A 15,879-nucleotide genomic window follows, 5' to 3' on the forward strand; every position below is an offset into this window, starting at 1 on the left:
ACACGCACGAGCACGCTATGAGTAAAGACTATAAGGATCTGCTGGTCTCCCTCGACATCGGTACCGCGAAGGTCGTAGCGGTCGTCGCCGAGCTGAGGGGCGAAGGCCATTACGAGGTGATCGGTCTCGGGCAGAGCGAATCGAAGGGGCTCAAAAAAGGCGTGGTGGTGAACATCGAGGCCACCGTGCAATCGATTCAGCGCGCGCTCGAAGAAGCGGAACTGATGGCCGATTGCAAGATCACTAACGTGTTCACCGGCATTGCCGGGAGTCACATCCGCAGCTTCAATTCGAGCGGAATGGTGGCGATCAAGGACAAGGAGGTGACGCAGGCCGACGTGGCGCGCGTCATCGAAACGGCGAAGGCGATCAACATCCCGACGGATCAGCAGGTGCTGCACATCCTCACACAGGAATTCATCATCGACGGGCAGGAGGACGTGCGCGAGCCCATCGGGATGAGCGGCATCCGTCTGGAAGTGAAGGTTCACATCGTGACCGGTGCGGTGTCGGCGGCGCAAAACATCGTGAAGTGCGTGCGGCGCTGCGGGCTCGAAGTCAACGACCTGATTCTGCAGCCGCTCGCGTCGTCGCTGGCTGTGCTGACCGAGGACGAGAAGGAACTCGGCGTGGTGCTCGTCGACATCGGCGGCGGCACGACGGACATCGCGATCTTCAGCGAAGGTGCGATTCGCCATACGGCGGTCATTCCGATTGCCGGAGATCAGGTGACGAGCGACATCGCCATGGCGCTGCGCACGCCGACGCCCGACGCCGAGGACATCAAGGTCGGCTACGGCATTGCGAAGCAGGCACTGGCCGATCCGGACGAGATGATCGAAGTGCCGGGGCTCGGCGAGCGCGGGCCGCGCACGCTGTCGCGCCAGGCGCTTGCGGCCGTGATCGAGCCGCGCGTCGAGGAGCTCTTCTCGCTCGTGCATCAGGTCGTGCGCGAGTCCGGTTACGAGGAGCTGTTGAGTTCGGGCGTCGTCTTGACGGGTGGCGCATCGATGATGCCGGGCATGGTCGAGCTCGGTGAGGACATTTTTCTCAAACCGGTGCGCATCGGCGTGCCGGAGTATGCGGGCGGACTCGCCGACGTCGTGCGCAATCCACGCTATTCGACGGCGATGGGGCTGCTCGTCGAGGGCTCGTCGCAGCGGATGCGCGGACGCAAGGTCGCTGTCCAGTCGGGCTCGATGGGGCAGGTATTCACTCGCATGAAGGATTGGTTCCTGGGCAATTTTTGAAGTCTTTTTGAATTCGCGCCGGTGCCGGCGGCTTGCGCGCGACAGGGGGTTGCCCGATTCCCTGCCGAATAACGGCCGAAGAGCGGGATCTTTTTCTTGACGGAGGCAATATGGAATTCCAGATGTTGGAAACGGAAACCAGCGGCACCATCATCAAGGTGGTGGGCGTTGGCGGTGCCGGCGGCAACGCTGTGCAACACATGATCAACAAGGGTGTGCAAGGCGTCGATTTCGTCGTCATGAACACCGATGCGCAGGCCCTCTCGCGCTCGCGTTCGCCGAGCGTGATTCAGCTCGGCAGCACGGGTCTCGGTGCGGGCGCAAAGCCGGAAATGGGGCGCGCCGCGGCGGAAGAAGCCCGCGAGCGGATTGCCGACGCGCTGCGCGGCGCGCACATGGTCTTCATCACGGCCGGCATGGGCGGCGGAACGGGTACGGGTGCTGCACCGGTCGTCGCGCAAATCGCGAAAGAGATGGGCATCCTGACCGTCGGTGTCGTGAGCAAGCCGTTCGAGTTCGAAGGCGGCAAGCGCATGCGCGTGGCAGAAGCAGGTTCGCAGCAACTGGAGGATCACGTCGACTCGCTGATCGTCGTCCTGAACGACAAGCTGTTCGAGGTGATGGGCGATGACGCCGAGATGGACAAGTGCTTCCAGTGCGCGGACGACGTTCTGAACAACGCGGTGGCCGGCATTGCCGAAATCATCAACGTGGACGGTCTCGTCAACGTCGACTTCGAAGACGTGAAGACGGTCATGGGCGAGCAGGGCAAGGCGATGATGGGCACGGCGACCGTCGCCGGCGTCGATCGCGCACGTCTCGCGGCGGAGCAGGCCGTTGCGAGTCCGCTGCTCGAAGGCGTCGATCTCTCGGGCGCGCGCGGCGTGCTCGTGAACATCACGTCGAGCCGTTCGCTGCGCCTGTCCGAAACGCGCGAGGTGATGAACACCATCAAGAGCTATGCGGCGGAAGACGCAACGGTGATTTTCGGTGCGGTCTACGACGACGCCATGGGCGATGCGCTGCGCGTGACGGTCGTCGCCACGGGCTTGGGCCGTACGGCGGCTAGCGTGGCGAAGAAGCAGCAGCCGGCGCCGATGACGCTTTTGCGCACCGGTACCGACAACCAGCCGGTCGCGGCTGCGCAAAACGGCTACGCGAGTTCGCGCACGGCGTCGGGCGACTACGGTGCGTTCGATGCACCGGCCGTGTGGCGCAATTCGCGCGAGACGGCTGCTTCGCATGTCCAGGCGCTCCAGGAAAAGGGCGTCGAGACGTACGACATTCCGGCGTTTTTGCGCAAACAGGCCGATTAAGGCGTGCGACGCCTCGCGCGTCGCACGTTTTTTCGGCGCGATGAAGCGCACGAGAAGGGCTGAGCATGTTGAACGGCAACGGCGCAAGGCGGCCGCGTCCCCTAGGGCGCGCGCTCGCAGCGGTCGTGCGCGGCGCATCGCCCAAACGTGTCGAGCGGTTATCGACGCGCACGGGGCCGGTGGCCGCGGCACGGATGGGCACCGTGCGGCGCACGCGGGTTTGCGAGTCGCTCTGCGACAGGCGTACGTGGCAACGAGCGGCCAGATGAGGGACGGCGGGCGCCTTACGCGCTGACGCATGTCTTTCGGGCGACACCGGCGCATCGCGGGCAAGATGCGCGGTTTCGCAGGCCAACTGCGGCTGGTAACGCCTGCGCTGAACGGGCAGCGCAAGTCGACGGTTGTCACCGCTGGCGCGTGGCGGTCGTTTTTTGCGCACTGCGGCAACCGCATTCGCCTTTCGGCGTAGTCAAGACGCCGGGATACGAGTGCCGGATCGGCGCCTGCTCAGGGCGCTGCGTAGCCGTGCGCCATCGGCATCGTTGCGTTGCGTCGCAGCAACAACGCAAGCGCGGCGTTTGTGATGGTGGGTAACAAGCAGTAATGGGCCGACGTCCGGGAATGCCTCCATTCCGGGCGTTGGCCCACGTTTTGCATGCAAAGCGGTTTAAGCGGGTAACGTCGGGAAACAGACTGAAACGTTCCACGCCCTGTCAGCCTGTTCGGGATGGAGTATAATCGCTCCTATGAAATAAGAAGGCTCGATTGAATTTAGCAATCGACAAACCACTATGCTGAAGCAACGCACCATCAAATCGATCGTCAAGACCGTTGGCATCGGCCTGCATTCGGGCCGCAAGGTCGAATTGACGCTCCGCCCGGCCGCCGAAAACACCGGTATCGTGTTTTCACGCGTCGATCTTCCTACGCCTGTCGACATCCCGGCGTCCGCGATGTCCATCGGCGACACGCGTCTTGCATCGGTACTGCAAAAAGACGGTGCGCGCGTTTCGACGGTGGAGCATTTGATGTCGGCCTGTGCGGGCCTCGGTATCGATAATTTGTATGTCGATGTGACGGCAGAAGAAATCCCGATCATGGACGGCAGTGCGGCTTCATTCGTATTTCTGATGCAGTCGGCCGGCATTCTCGAGCAGAACGCGGCGAAGAAATTCATCAAGGTCACGAAGCCGGTCGAGGTGCGCGATGGCGACAAGTTCGCACGCCTCGAGCCGTATTTCGGGTTCAAGCTGCAATTCACGATCGATTTTCGGCACCCCGCGGTCGACAAGACGGGTCAGGCGCTGGAAGTCGATTTCGCGACTACTTCGTACGTGCGCGAGATCGCGCGTGCGCGTACGTTCGGCTTTGCGCATGAAGTCGAAACGATGCGCGAACTGGGCCTCGCTCGCGGCGGCAGTATGGATAACGCGATCGTGCTGGACGAATACCGCATCCTCAACAACGACGGCTTGCGCTACGACGATGAATTCGTGAAGCACAAAATGCTCGACGCGATCGGCGATCTCTATGTGGTGGGGCATTCGCTGCTCGCTTCATACACTGCGTATAAATCGGGGCACGGCCTGAACAATATGCTGCTGCGTGAATTGCTTGCTCACGAGGACGCGTACGAGATCGTCACGTTCGAAGACGCGCAACATGCGCCGCGCGGCTTCGGTTACGACGCGCAGACGGCATTTGCCTGACGAGAAGCGCCTGCCCGTCGCGGCGTAACCCGCCGGGCGGACGAAAAATAAGCGGCTTTCGAGCCGCTTATTTTTTTGTATCGATGGGCGCCGGTGCTTCCGCCCCCTGCCGAGCACCGTCCGGCTGCGCTTTGCTATGGCGAGCGGCCATCCGCGCGAGTGCCGCCTGGAGCGGGGAAGGTGGCAATGTCTCGCTCAGCGCTTGCAGTGCTTGTGCCCCTTGGGGCGTCATGCGCGCCGTCTTGGGTCTCGGCGGTTCCGCTGCAGCCCGGGGTCGTACTTTCACGGCAAGTGTGCGGATATTCCATCCCCGCTGCTGCAAATCCGCGATGAGCCGTGGCTCGAGATGCCGCAGACGGGCCGCCAGCGCGCTATGCGCGGCGAACAAGGTCAGTGCGCCGTCCCTCACGAAGCCCGGCTCGATGCTCGTCGCGAGATAGGCCGGCAAAAGCTCGCTCAGCGCACGCTCGAGCGCCGCGGTCTGCTCGACGCCCGCGCGCAACGCCGCGAATGCGTCGGTGCGCCCAAGCACTTCGGCCACAGGCCGTGGGACAGGCGCGGCTCGCGGCTTGGGCGAGGGTGAAAAGCGGGACGAAAAGCGGCTCATTCGTAGTCTGGGGGAACGTGTACGGCGGCACACGGGGCTGAACGCACACATTGTACCTGGGCCGCCCGCCGCGGCGGTCCGATGCGCACTTGCGCGACACGGTGGATTAAGGCTCGCGTGCTAAAATGCGCGATTCGAATTCACTCATGGAATAAGCCGCCGAGGCACTCGGATCCGGTACGCCAGCGGGCCCTCCCGCAGGCGCGGCGCGCGACGCGCGCGGTACCGGCCCGGTCGCGGCGCACACCCGACCCGATGACCACCGGTTTTCTCCAAAAGATCTTTGGCAGCCGCAACCAGCGTCTGATCAAGCAGTATCAAAAGACCGTCGCGGTGATCAATGCGCTCGAGCCGCAGATCGAGCAGTTGACCGACGACCAGCTGCGCGCCAAAACGGAGGAGTTTCGCCAGCGCGTGGCGAGCGGCGAGTCGCTCGACAAGCTGATGCCCGAGGCGTTCGCGGTGTGCCGCGAGGCGAGTCGCCGCGTGCTGAAAATGCGGCACTTCGATGTCCAGTTGATCGGCGGGATGGTGCTGCACTACGGCAAGATCGCGGAAATGCGCACGGGCGAGGGCAAAACGCTCGTCGCGACACTCGCGGCCTACCTGAACGCACTGTCGGGGCGCGGCGTGCATGTCGTCACGGTGAACGACTATCTCGCACAACGCGACGCCGAGTGGATGGGCAAGCTCTACAACTTCCTCGGCCTCACCGTCGGCGTGAATCTTTCGCAGATGGACCATGCCACGAAGCAGGCCGCTTACGCTGCCGATATCACCTACGGCACGAACAACGAATTCGGGTTCGATTATCTGCGTGACAACATGGTCTACGAGACGGACGCGCGCGTGCAGCGTTCGCTCAATTTCGCGATCGTCGACGAAGTGGACTCGATCCTGATCGACGAGGCGCGCACGCCGCTCATCATCTCAGGCCAGGCGGAAGACCATACCGATCTTTACGTTCGCATGAACGCACTGCCGCCGCTGCTCGAGCGCCAGATCGGCGAGGAGCGCGCGGACGGCACCGGTGTGGAAAAGCCGGGCGACTACACGCTCGACGAAAAAGGGCGCCAGGTTTTCCTGACCGAATCGGGGCACGAGAAGGCCGAACGCATGTTGGCCGAGTGGGGCTTGATCGGCGAGGGCGAGAGCCTCTACGCACCGCAGAACATCACGTTGATGCACCACGTCTATGCCGCATTGCGCGCGCATACACTGTTTTTCCGCGATCAACACTACGTGGTGCAAAACGGCGAGGTCATCATCGTCGATGAATTCACGGGCCGCCTCATGCCCGGACGCCGCTGGTCGGACGGCCTGCATCAGGCGGTGGAAGCCAAGGAACACGTGAAGATTCAAAGCGAGAACCAGACGCTCGCTTCGATCACGTTCCAGAACTACTTCCGGATGTACGTGAAGCTGTCCGGCATGACCGGTACGGCCGATACGGAGGCGTACGAATTCAACGAGATCTACGGGCTCGAGACGGTCGTCATTCCGACGAACCGACCGCCGAAGCGAAACGACCTCCAGGACCAGATCTACAAGACGGCGCGCGAGCGCTACGACGCGGTCATTCGCGACATTCGCGAATGCTACGAGCGCGGCCAGCCGGTGCTCGTCGGCACGACATCGATCGAAAACTCGGAGTTGCTCTCGAACCTGCTGACCAAGGCCGGTTTGCCGCACGAGGTGCTCAACGCCAAGCAGCACGAGCGCGAAGCCGCCATCGTCGCCGAAGCGGGGCGCCCGAGGCGCATCACGATCGCCACGAACATGGCGGGCCGCGGAACCGATATCGTGCTGGGCGGCAATGCCGAGAAGCAGGCCTCGCTCATCGAGGCTGACGAGTTGATTCCGGCCGAGGAGAAGGCGAGCCGAATCCAGGCCTTGCACGACGAATGGCAGGCGTTGCACGATCAGGTGAAGGCCGCGGGCGGTTTGCACATCATCGGCACCGAGCGTCACGAGTCGCGCCGTATCGACAACCAGCTGAGAGGCCGCGCGGGCCGCCAGGGGGACCCGGGCTCGTCGCGCTTTTATCTGTCGCTCGAAGACCCGCTGTTGCGCATTTTCGCGGGCGATCGCGTGCGCGCGATCATGGACCGGCTGCGCATGCCCGAAGGCGAGGCGATCGAAGCCGGCATCGTCACGCGATCGATCGAATCGGCGCAGCGCAAGGTCGAGGCGCGCAACTTCGATATTCGCAAGCAATTGCTCGAATACGACGACGTTGCCAACGATCAACGCAAGGTGATCTATCAGCAGCGCAATGAATTGCTCGAAGCGCACGACATCACGGAGACGATCACCGCGATGCGCCATGCGGTCGTCACCGACGTCGTGCACCAGTTCATTCCCTCCGGCAGCATCGAAGAACAATGGGACGCGCCCGAACTCGAGGAAGCCTTGCGGACCGATTGGCAGCTCGATCTCGCGGTTCAGGAAATGATCAACGAGTCGCAGTCGCTCGATGCCGACGACATTCTGGACGCGGTGCTGTCGGCTGCCGACGAAAGCTATGAAGCCAAGGTCGCGCTCGTCGGACGGGAGTCGTTCAGCGCATTCGAGCGCTCGATCATGCTGCAAACGCTCGATCGCTCGTGGCGCGAACATCTCGCCGCGCTGGATCATCTTCGCCAGGGCATTCATCTGCGCGGCTATGCGCAGAAGAACCCGAAGCAGGAATACAAGCGCGAGGCGTTCGAGCTCTTCGAAGCGCTGCTCAACATCATCAAGACCGAAGTCACCCGCATCGTCATGAACGTGCGGATCCAGTCGCCCGAGCAACTGGAGGAAGCGGCCGAGCAGTACGAGGAGCAGGGCAGCCACGTGGAGAACGTCGAGTTCCGCCACGCGGAGTTTGCCGAGGCGGCGTCCGCGGCCCCCGCGGCGATGGCGGTCGACGCCGCGACCCAGATGGTCGATCAGGCGATGAGTCGCGGCGGCCACGGCGGTGCGGGCGCGGCGAGCGCCGAAGCCGGCATACCGAAGGTGGGGCGCAACGACCCATGCCCGTGCGGCAGCGGCAAGAAATACAAGCAGTGCCACGGCAGGCTTGCTTGAAACCGGATACGGCGCGCACGATGCGCGCCGTTTTTACATTCCCGACAGGTTCCCAGACGATGGCAGTCAACTTTCCTTCGATCGATCCTTCGCAACTCCATCCGGTTCCGGGCGTGACGCTAGGCTGGGCCGAGGCGAACATTCGCAAGCCCAATCGCAAGGACGTCCTCGTGATGTCGGTCGACGAGGGGGCCACCGTGGCCGGCGTATTTACCTCCAATCGGTTTTGCGCCGCACCGGTTACCGTTTGCCGCGAGCACCTTGCAAGCAGCCGGGGCATCCGGGCACTCGTCGTCAATACGGGCAATGCAAACGCGGGCACCGGCGAGTCCGGCCTCGCACATGCTCGTGAAACCTGTGCCGAGCTTGCGCGCCTCGCTGGCATTGAGGCCGAGCAGGTCTTGCCATTTTCGACGGGCGTCATTCTCGAACCGCTGCCCATCGAACGCCTCAAAGCCGGGCTGCCCGCCGCGCTCTCCAATCTTCGCGCCGCGAATTGGTACGAAGCCGCCCAGGCCATCATGACCACCGACACGCAGCCGAAGGCGGCATCGCGGCAAGTGACGATCGACGGGCACACCGTGACGCTGAGCGGTATCAGCAAGGGTGCCGGCATGATCAAGCCGAACATGGCGACGATGCTCGGCTTCCTGGCTTGTGACGCCGCCGTTGCCCAGTCCGTGCTCGACGTGCTGGTGAAGGAGGTGGCGGACCGGTCGTTCAACTGCATCACCGTCGATGGCGATACGTCGACGAACGATTCATTCATCCTTGTCGCCACGGGCAAGTCCAGCCTGCCGCCCATCGCATCGACAGATACTCCGGCTTATGCCGCGCTGCGCCAAGCCGTTACCGACGTAGCCGAACGCCTGGCGCAGATGATCGTGCGCGACGGCGAAGGGGCGACGAAGTTCATCACGATCCGAGTGGAAGGCGGCGCGAGCGTAAGCGAGTGCCGGCAGATCGGTTATGCGATCGGCCACTCGCCGCTCGTGAAAACCGCGTTTTATGCGTCGGATCCGAACCTCGGCCGTATCCTCGCCGCGATTGGCTACGCGGGGGTCAGCGATCTCGATGTCGCGAAGATCGACCTCTATCTCGACGATGTTCATGTCGCGCAGGCGGGAGGCCGTCATCCCGAGTACCGCGAAGAGGACGGTCAGCGCGTCATGAAGCAAAGCGAGATCGTCATTCGTGTCGTGCTCGGACGCGGCAATGCCAGTGCAACCGTCTGGACCTGCGATCTGTCGCACGAGTACGTGAGCATCAACGCCGATTACCGCTCGTGACATCGGGCAGCTCGCCGCCGCAGCGGCGAGCGCTCCGGAAGCCTCTTTTGCCATGGACAAACTCGACCGTTTTCTTACCCGCGCCGAAGCCGTGCTGACGCGCCTCGAGGCGATGCTGCCGCCGACGATGCCCGATGTCGACTGGTCGTCCGCCGTTGCGTTTCGTTGGCGCAAACGCCAAGGGCGCGGCTATCTGCAGCCTATCAAGGCCGTCTCCGCCATTTCGCTCGATGACTTGCAAAACATCGATCGTCAGAAAGCGCTCATCGAACAGAACACGCACCAGTTCGTGAACCAGCTTCCCGCGAACAACGTGCTGTTGACGGGCGCGCGGGGGACAGGCAAGTCCTCGCTGATCAAGGCGTGTCTGAATGCCTATGCGGATCGGGGGCTGCGCCTCATCGAAGTCGACAAGGACGACCTGCACGATCTCGGCGATATCACGGACCTGATCGCGCAGCGGCCGGAACGCTTTATCGTGTTTTGCGACGATCTCTCGTTCGAGGAAGGGGAGTCGGGCTACAAGGCACTCAAAGTTGCGCTGGACGGCTCCATCTCGGCGCAATCGGACAACGTGCTCATCTACGCGACGTCTAACCGCCGCCATTTGCTGCCCGAGTACATGAGCGACAACGAGACCTACAAGCACATGCCGGATGGCGAAATCCATCCCGGTGAGGTCGTCGAGGAAAAAATCTCGTTGTCCGAGCGGTTTGGCCTATGGGTCAGTTTTTACCCGTTCAAGCAGGACGATTACCTGACGATCGTCGGCCACTGGCTGCGCCATTTTGGCTGCAGCGAGACGGCGGTTGGCGACGCGCGCGGCGATGCGCTCGTGTGGGCGCTCGAGCGCGGCTCGCGCTCAGGGCGTGTCGCCTGGCAGTTCGCACGCGATTGGTCGGGCAAGCGGGGCGGGCAATGAACGAAGCAAGCGGATTTTCCCCCGCAACGACAGATGCCCGGCCGCAGCGGCCGGTGACGGAAGTGGCGGTGGGTGTGCTCGTGCAGCCCGACGGCCGCTATCTGCTGGCTCAGCGTCCGGCCGGTAAGCCTTACGAGGGCTATTGGGAGTTTCCGGGAGGCAAGCTGGAGGCCGGCGAGACGGTCGAAGCAGCGCTGGCGCGCGAGTTGCACGAAGAGCTTGGTATCGTCGTCACCGCATGCCATCTTTGGCATACGTTGGAACACGACTATCCGCACGCGTACGTGCGCCTTTATTTTTGCAAGGTGACGGACTGGACCGGCGAGCCGCATGGCCGCGAAGGGCAGGCGTTCAGTTGGCAGAGCCTGCCTGTGAACGTGGACCCACTGCTGCCCGCCGCCATTCCTGTGTTGGAGCTGCTGGCGGCAGACAGCGCAGCTTGAGCGCTTCGCCGGGCGCCAATCAGTTCTTAAGGTCTTCGCCGGGCGAATCGTCGGCGGACGGCGGGGGTTCACCGCCCTCGATCCGGTATTTCTCGGTCGCCCAGGCGCCAAGATCGATCTGCTTGCAGCGCTCGGAGCAGAACGGGCGGAAGCGGTTTTCGGGGACCCAGCGGACAGCCTTGCCACAGGTCGGACATTTGACGACAGCAATCATACGTTTGGAGCAATGGTCATGATGCGCGGCGGCCCGTGCGGCGCGGCACGCGCGAGGGCTACAAGCTGCAGAGCGTCAGTTGGAACGGCACGTCGACATCGACAGCGCGGGGCCGCATATCGCCATCTTGTACCGTGAAACGCACCCACAGCATGTACTTGTTGGCGCTTGCTTCCGGTATGACGCGCAAATCCGGCGCAACGCGCACCTGCATCAATTGATAAGTGCGGCCCGACAGCATCTGCTGATAGCTGCCTTGCATCGCCATGACCTTCGAAGCCTGCCCCGATTCGCGGGCGAGCCGCAATACAATTGCGGCCGCGTCGCGCAGCGGCAATAACGGCATGATCCATTTGGCGATGTCCTGACGGCGCTGGTCAGGATGTGTCTGTTGCCATGCGAAATATGACGGTAGATCGAACTTGCAAGTTCCGCCCGGAATGATCGCCCGGCTGCGAATGCTGGCTAGCCACTCGTTGTCCGTGAGGTGTTGGCCGGTCTTTCCCTGCATCTGTGCAAGGCCGTTGAGCGTTTGCTCGATTTCGCCCAGCACGACTTCGAGCGCGTTTTGTTCGATACCAGGGTTACCCCGGAACGGTGCCAGGGTCTGACGCTGGCGCTCGAGCTCCTTCATCAGATCCGACTTCAAATCTGCCCGGCCGGTGACCTCGGCAATTTCGAACAGCGTGGTCAATGCGACGTGATGTTCTCTCGCGTCGTCTTGATTGAGAAAAAACGTGAAGCGCTCGAATAGGTCTTCGAGACGCAGCAGCGTGCGAATTCGCTCGTTGAACGGATACTCGTAAAGAATCAAGCGCGCTCGCCTCAGGCGTCGAGAATAGGGATTGCAGGACATTCTAATGCTGCAAATGCCCCCCCGCAATCGCTCAATGGGATACGACGCGTACCTTTTTCGCCGCATCCGCGGATTGTTCGACACCCGCGTGTCGGCGTTGTTTCGACGGACGTGCCGTTTGCTCCGCTCAATTCGATGACCCGGCGCCCGCCGCGAGGGACAGGTAGTGGGCGTGGAGATGGCCGATTTCCTCATTCAGGCGCTCCGCGCCGATGTTTTCGTTGACCAGGACATCGTCGGCGGCAGCGAGCCGGGCCTCGCGCGGGGCCTGACGTTGCACGATCGCAAGAACCTGCTCGCGCGAGAATCCGCTACGCCGCATCACGCGCGCAACTTGCGTTTCGACGCTACAGTCGACGACGAGCACGCGGTCGACGCGGGAGCGCCACACCCCGGATTCGACGAGAAGCGGCACCACCACGATCACATAGGCCGCGCGTGCCGCCTTGATTTCCCCTTCGGTTTCTGCCCGGATCAAGGGATGCGTGAGAGCTTCGAGGCGAGCACGCGCCGTATCGTCGGCGAATACGAGCGCACGCATTCGAGCGCGATCGAGCGAGCCGTCCGCGGCAACGAACGCCTCGCCAAACTCACGCGCGATGAGCGGCATGGCGGCGCCGTGCGGTGCCGTGATGCGGTGCGCGATGCGGTCCGTATCGACGATGGCTACCCCCCGCGCCTCGAAGAGATCGGCGACGAACGTCTTGCCGCTGCCGATGCCGCCGGTCATTCCGACGAGGTACATGATTCAACCTCCGAAGACATGAAAAAGCGGCGTACCGAGAAAGAGCGTCACCACGCCGCCCGCGGCCAGGAATGGTCCGAACGGCAGCGGTTCTTCGAAGCGCATGCGGCCGAACCCGGTGGCGACGAGCCCGACGATGGCTCCAGTCACCGCCGAGATCAAAACGATCTGCGGCAAGGCCGTCCAACCGAGCCACGCACCGAGCGCGGCCAGCAGCTTGAAGTCGCCGTAACCCATGCCTTCGATGCCGCGCACGAGTCGGAACAACCAGTAAATGCACCAGAGGAACACGTAGCCGGCGATCGCGCCCGCGACGGCGGTCCGCAGGCTCGCGAAGGTATCGCCGAAATTGACGATCAGTCCCGCCCACAACAACGGCTGCGTGAGCGAATCGGGAAGCAGGCGTGTATCGATATCGATTGCGCTCGTCGCGAGCAGTGTCGCACAGAGAACGAATGCCGCGAGCGCGGCGCCGGTGGGGCCGAACGTGACGAGCGACAGCGCGGCGAACGCGGCGCTCGCAAGCTCGACGAGCGGATAGCGAAGACCGATCGGTGCCCGGCAGGCCGAGCAGCGTCCGCGCAGCAGCAGGTAGCTCAGCACCGGAATGTTTTCCCAGGCGCGCAGCACGTGGCCGCATTGTGGGCAGCCGCTGTGTGGCAACCATAGGTTATAGCGCTCGGGCATCCCATCGTCGACGGCCGCTCGATCGCCATCCTCGCTTGCCTCGTTTACTTCCGCGCGCCACGCGCGTTCTAGCATGATGGGCAATCGATGGATGACGACATTGAGAAAGCTGCCGATCACCAGTCCGAACACTGCCGCGAACGCGAGTTGCCACGCGGCCGATAGTGCGCCGAATGCCGCGCCGAAGTGCATCGAGGCTTGCGAAAACGGTTCGGCCAGGGGGTGCGCGTACACGGGTGAAGTCGCTCCGTTGACAAGTCCGATTGGGCTGGATGCTACACCACGTTGCCAAGCTCGATCACGGGAAGGTAGAGCGCGACGACGAGCACCCCGACGAGCACCCCCAATACGATGACGACCGCCGGCTCCGCGAGGCTCGCCATCAGGCCGGCGGCTTCCTCGACCTCGCGTTCGGCTAGCGCCGCGACGTCGAGCAGCATCGTATCGAGCGAGCCCGACTCCTCCGCGATCGCCACCGGCTGTACGAGCGCGGGCGGAAAACACGCGGCGGCCCGCATCGCCGCCGCGAGCCGTTCTCCGCGATCGAGCCGCGCGGCGATATCCGCGCTGGCGGCGTCGAATATCGCATGGCCCGTCGCATGCGCCAAAGAGGCCAGCGCGTCGGCGAGCGGCGTGCCCGCCCCCAGCAGCGTGCCGAGCGCCCGGCACCAGCGCGCCGCTGCCACCAGGCGAGAGATCCGCCCGACGAAAGGAACGGCAAGCGCGAACCGCCCGAGAGCGATGCGGGCGGCCGAAGAACGGCGAAGCACGCGTGTTGCCATCAGATGCAGTGCGCCGGTGACTGCGAGACATGCCGGGCCGCGATGCACCGTGGCGTCGGACAACGCGACGACGGCGCGGGTGAGCGGAGGCAATGGCGCACCGAAGCTTTCGAAGGCGAGCTGGAACGCCGGGACGACCCACACCAGGAGCGCCGCCGCAATCGCTACGGCGAGCACCAGCACGGCGGCGGGATAGACGAGCGCCGCGCGCATCCTGGCGCGTTGTGCCGCCATGCGTTCGCGCTCTTGCGCGAGCCGCGCAAGAACATGGGCCAGGGTGCCTGAGGCCTCGCCGACAGCGGCGAGCTGCCGATAAAACGGATCGAAGTGTTGGGCAAACGCGCCGAGGCCGGCGGCAAAACCTTGACCGTTGGCGAGCTGGTGCGCGAGGGTGGCGGCAATGCGCGCCACGCCGCCGCGTGCCGGGGTGTGCGCGATCAACTGGAGCGCCTGCGCGAGCGGCACGCCCGCGCCGAGGAGACCGGCCAGATGGCGTGTAAATGCGGTGATCTCGCGCGCGGTGGCCCGCGGCGACGGCGCAGGTCCGCGCACCTCGAGCGAACCGGCGAGGATGCCGCGTTCCCGGAGTGCGGCGCGAGCCGCAGCCAAGTGCGGCGCAACGATCTTGCCGCGGCACTGCGTGCCATCGAGTTTCATGCCGCGCCAGGCGAAGCGCCGCTCCGCGAATGCGGGCGCGGCTTGCCCTTCGCCGCTGTCGCTGTGCGTCTGCTTCATTGCGCCTCCGTCGATGCGACAGCTTCGGCGAGCGAGGTGACGCCCTCCCGTACACGGTCGAGCGCGGCGCGGCGCAGTGACGCGATACCCTCGGTGCGTGCTTGCCGCGTGAGCGTGTCGTGGCTCGTGCGCGAGACGATCGACTCGCGCATCGCGGCGGATATCGGCATGATTTGATGCACGCCGACGCGCCCGCGATAGCCGATGCCATGACAGGCATCGCAACCGGACGCGGACGTCGGAGCCCAGGCGCCTGTTTCGGCCTCGTCGAAGCCGGCCGCGCGCAGCTCGTCGGGTGACGCGGCCGTGGGCGTGGCGCAAATGGGGCATAGGCGGCGGACGAGCCGCTGCGCCGTGACGAGCCGCAACGCGGTGGCGACGTTCAGCGGCGCCACGCCGATATCGATGAGGCGCGCGATGGCGCTCGGTGCATCGTTCGTATGCAGGGTCGACAGCACCAGATGGCCCGTTTGAGCAGCTTTCACGGCGACATCGGCCGTTTCGCCGTCGCGGATTTCGCCGATCATGATCACATCGGGGTCTTGGCGCAGCAATGCGCGCAGCGCGGTAGCGAACGTCAAGCCGGTCTTGTCGCGTACGTTGAGCTGATTGATGCCGGCGAGCTCGATTTCGACCGGGTCCTCGACGGTGCAGAGGTTGCGCGACGCGGTGTTGAGCATCTGCAAGAAGCAGTAGAGCGAAAGTGTCTTTCCGCTGCCTGTCGGTCCCGTCACGAGGATCAGTCCGTGCGGCGCGCGGATGGCCGCTTCGACGGCCGGTCTTTGCCACGCGTCGAAGCCGAGTGCCGCGAGCGATAGATCGGCGGGCAGCGCTTGCATCCGGCGGAGCACGAGTTTTTCGCCGAATATCGTCGGCAGAGAACTGACGCGATAGTCTTGCGCCGCATCCGCGGCGAATGCGAGCCGCAGCCGCCCGTCCTGGGGCAGGCGGCGTTCGGCGATATCGAGCTTCGCGAGCACCTTCACGCGTGTCACGAAGGCGTCGCGCAGATGCGGCGGTGGTGCCGACGCCTCGTGCAGCACGCCGTCGATGCGCAAGCGAATGCGCCAGGTGCCATCGCCCGGTTCCACGTGGATATCGGACGCACCGAGTTGCGAGGCGCGCGCCAGCGTGTCGGCCAGAAGACGCACAGCCGGCGCGTCGTCCCCGTCGGACGGGAGCGGCGCGGCAGCAGGAAGAGGGAAGGGAAGCTGGGAAGACATCGAATGTCGGGTCAGTGCGGGATGCAGTCGTT

14 protein-coding genes are annotated in these 15,879 nt (G+C 64.0%); 7 read left to right on the plus strand and 7 right to left on the minus strand.

Annotation, left to right across the window (positions count from 1 at the left end; genetic code table 11):
• Window positions 1-17 precede the first annotated feature (17 nt).
• The 3 genes from ftsA to lpxC all read left to right on the plus strand — a co-directional run bounded on the left by ftsA (window position 18) and on the right by lpxC (window position 4,275).
• A complete protein-coding gene (gene ftsA, locus ACR9ZC_RS09415) occupies window positions 18-1,250 on the plus strand; it encodes a cell division protein FtsA (RefSeq protein ID WP_173258004.1) in 1,233 nt (410 codons plus the stop codon).
• 110 nt (window positions 1,251-1,360) lie between these two features.
• The gene (gene ftsZ, locus ACR9ZC_RS09420) at window positions 1,361-2,566 is read left to right on the plus strand and encodes a cell division protein FtsZ (RefSeq protein WP_481580077.1); all 1,206 of its coding nucleotides are present in this window, start codon (window positions 1,361-1,363) and stop codon (window positions 2,564-2,566) included.
• 791 nt (window positions 2,567-3,357) lie between these two features.
• Window positions 3,358-4,275 carry a UDP-3-O-acyl-N-acetylglucosamine deacetylase gene (lpxC, locus tag ACR9ZC_RS09425; protein WP_440562239.1) on the plus strand — a complete coding sequence of 306 codons (918 nt, stop codon included), beginning with the start codon at window positions 3,358-3,360 and terminating at the stop codon, window positions 4,273-4,275.
• Between the two features lie 67 nt (window positions 4,276-4,342).
• Here lpxC and ACR9ZC_RS09430 read toward each other — a convergent pair whose 3' ends face one another.
• A complete protein-coding gene (locus ACR9ZC_RS09430; protein WP_481580078.1) occupies window positions 4,343-4,882 on the minus strand; it encodes a DciA family protein in 540 nt (179 codons plus the stop codon).
• Between the two features lie 255 nt (window positions 4,883-5,137).
• Between ACR9ZC_RS09430 and secA the strand changes: the two genes are divergently transcribed.
• The 4 genes from secA to mutT are packed head-to-tail and all read left to right on the plus strand — an operon-like array spanning window position 5,138 to window position 10,605.
• Window positions 5,138-7,951 carry a preprotein translocase subunit SecA gene (gene secA / locus ACR9ZC_RS09435; protein ID WP_481580079.1) on the plus strand — a complete coding sequence of 938 codons (2,814 nt, stop codon included), beginning with the start codon at window positions 5,138-5,140 and terminating at the stop codon, window positions 7,949-7,951.
• 59 nt (window positions 7,952-8,010) lie between these two features.
• Window positions 8,011-9,240 (plus strand): bifunctional glutamate N-acetyltransferase/amino-acid acetyltransferase ArgJ, encoded by a 1,230-nt coding sequence (gene argJ / locus ACR9ZC_RS09440; RefSeq protein ID WP_481580080.1) that lies wholly within the window; start codon window positions 8,011-8,013, stop codon window positions 9,238-9,240.
• Window positions 9,241-9,292: 52 nt separating this feature from the next.
• Window positions 9,293-10,162: an ATP-binding protein gene (locus ACR9ZC_RS09445; protein ID WP_481580081.1), complete on the plus strand. Its 870-nt coding sequence runs from the start codon at window positions 9,293-9,295 to the stop codon at window positions 10,160-10,162.
• The gene (gene mutT / locus ACR9ZC_RS09450; protein WP_440560829.1) at window positions 10,159-10,605 is read left to right on the plus strand and encodes an 8-oxo-dGTP diphosphatase MutT; all 447 of its coding nucleotides are present in this window, start codon (window positions 10,159-10,161) and stop codon (window positions 10,603-10,605) included. Before ACR9ZC_RS09445 ends, mutT begins: the two co-directional genes overlap by 4 nt.
• A 19-nt stretch (window positions 10,606-10,624) precedes the next feature.
• On the opposite strand, the gene ACR9ZC_RS09455 is transcribed toward mutT, so the two are convergent.
• The 6 genes from ACR9ZC_RS09455 to ACR9ZC_RS09480 all read right to left on the minus strand — a co-directional run bounded on the left by ACR9ZC_RS09455 (window position 10,625) and on the right by ACR9ZC_RS09480 (window position 15,847).
• The gene (locus ACR9ZC_RS09455) at window positions 10,625-10,819 is read right to left on the minus strand and encodes a DNA gyrase inhibitor YacG (RefSeq protein ID WP_481580082.1); all 195 of its coding nucleotides are present in this window, start codon (window positions 10,817-10,819) and stop codon (window positions 10,625-10,627) included.
• A 58-nt stretch (window positions 10,820-10,877) separates the two neighbouring features.
• The gene (zapD, locus tag ACR9ZC_RS09460; protein WP_173257988.1) at window positions 10,878-11,633 is read right to left on the minus strand and encodes a cell division protein ZapD; all 756 of its coding nucleotides are present in this window, start codon (window positions 11,631-11,633) and stop codon (window positions 10,878-10,880) included.
• Window positions 11,634-11,802: 169 nt separating this feature from the next.
• Window positions 11,803-12,420, minus strand: coding sequence for a dephospho-CoA kinase (coaE, locus tag ACR9ZC_RS09465; RefSeq protein WP_481580083.1), 618 nt, complete (start codon window positions 12,418-12,420; stop codon window positions 11,803-11,805).
• Between the two features lie 3 nt (window positions 12,421-12,423).
• Window positions 12,424-13,299 carry a prepilin peptidase gene (locus tag ACR9ZC_RS09470; RefSeq protein WP_481582631.1) on the minus strand — a complete coding sequence of 292 codons (876 nt, stop codon included), beginning with the start codon at window positions 13,297-13,299 and terminating at the stop codon, window positions 12,424-12,426.
• Between the two features lie 83 nt (window positions 13,300-13,382).
• Window positions 13,383-14,624, minus strand: coding sequence for a type II secretion system F family protein (locus ACR9ZC_RS09475; RefSeq protein WP_481580084.1), 1,242 nt, complete (start codon window positions 14,622-14,624; stop codon window positions 13,383-13,385).
• Window positions 14,621-15,847, minus strand: a complete 1,227-nt coding sequence (locus ACR9ZC_RS09480) for a GspE/PulE family protein (RefSeq protein ID WP_481580085.1) — start codon at window positions 15,845-15,847, stop codon at window positions 14,621-14,623. Before ACR9ZC_RS09480 ends, ACR9ZC_RS09475 begins: the two co-directional genes overlap by 4 nt.
• Window positions 15,848-15,879 lie beyond the last annotated feature (32 nt).

This window comes from Trinickia sp. HAY1-2D (genome assembly GCF_056754935.1).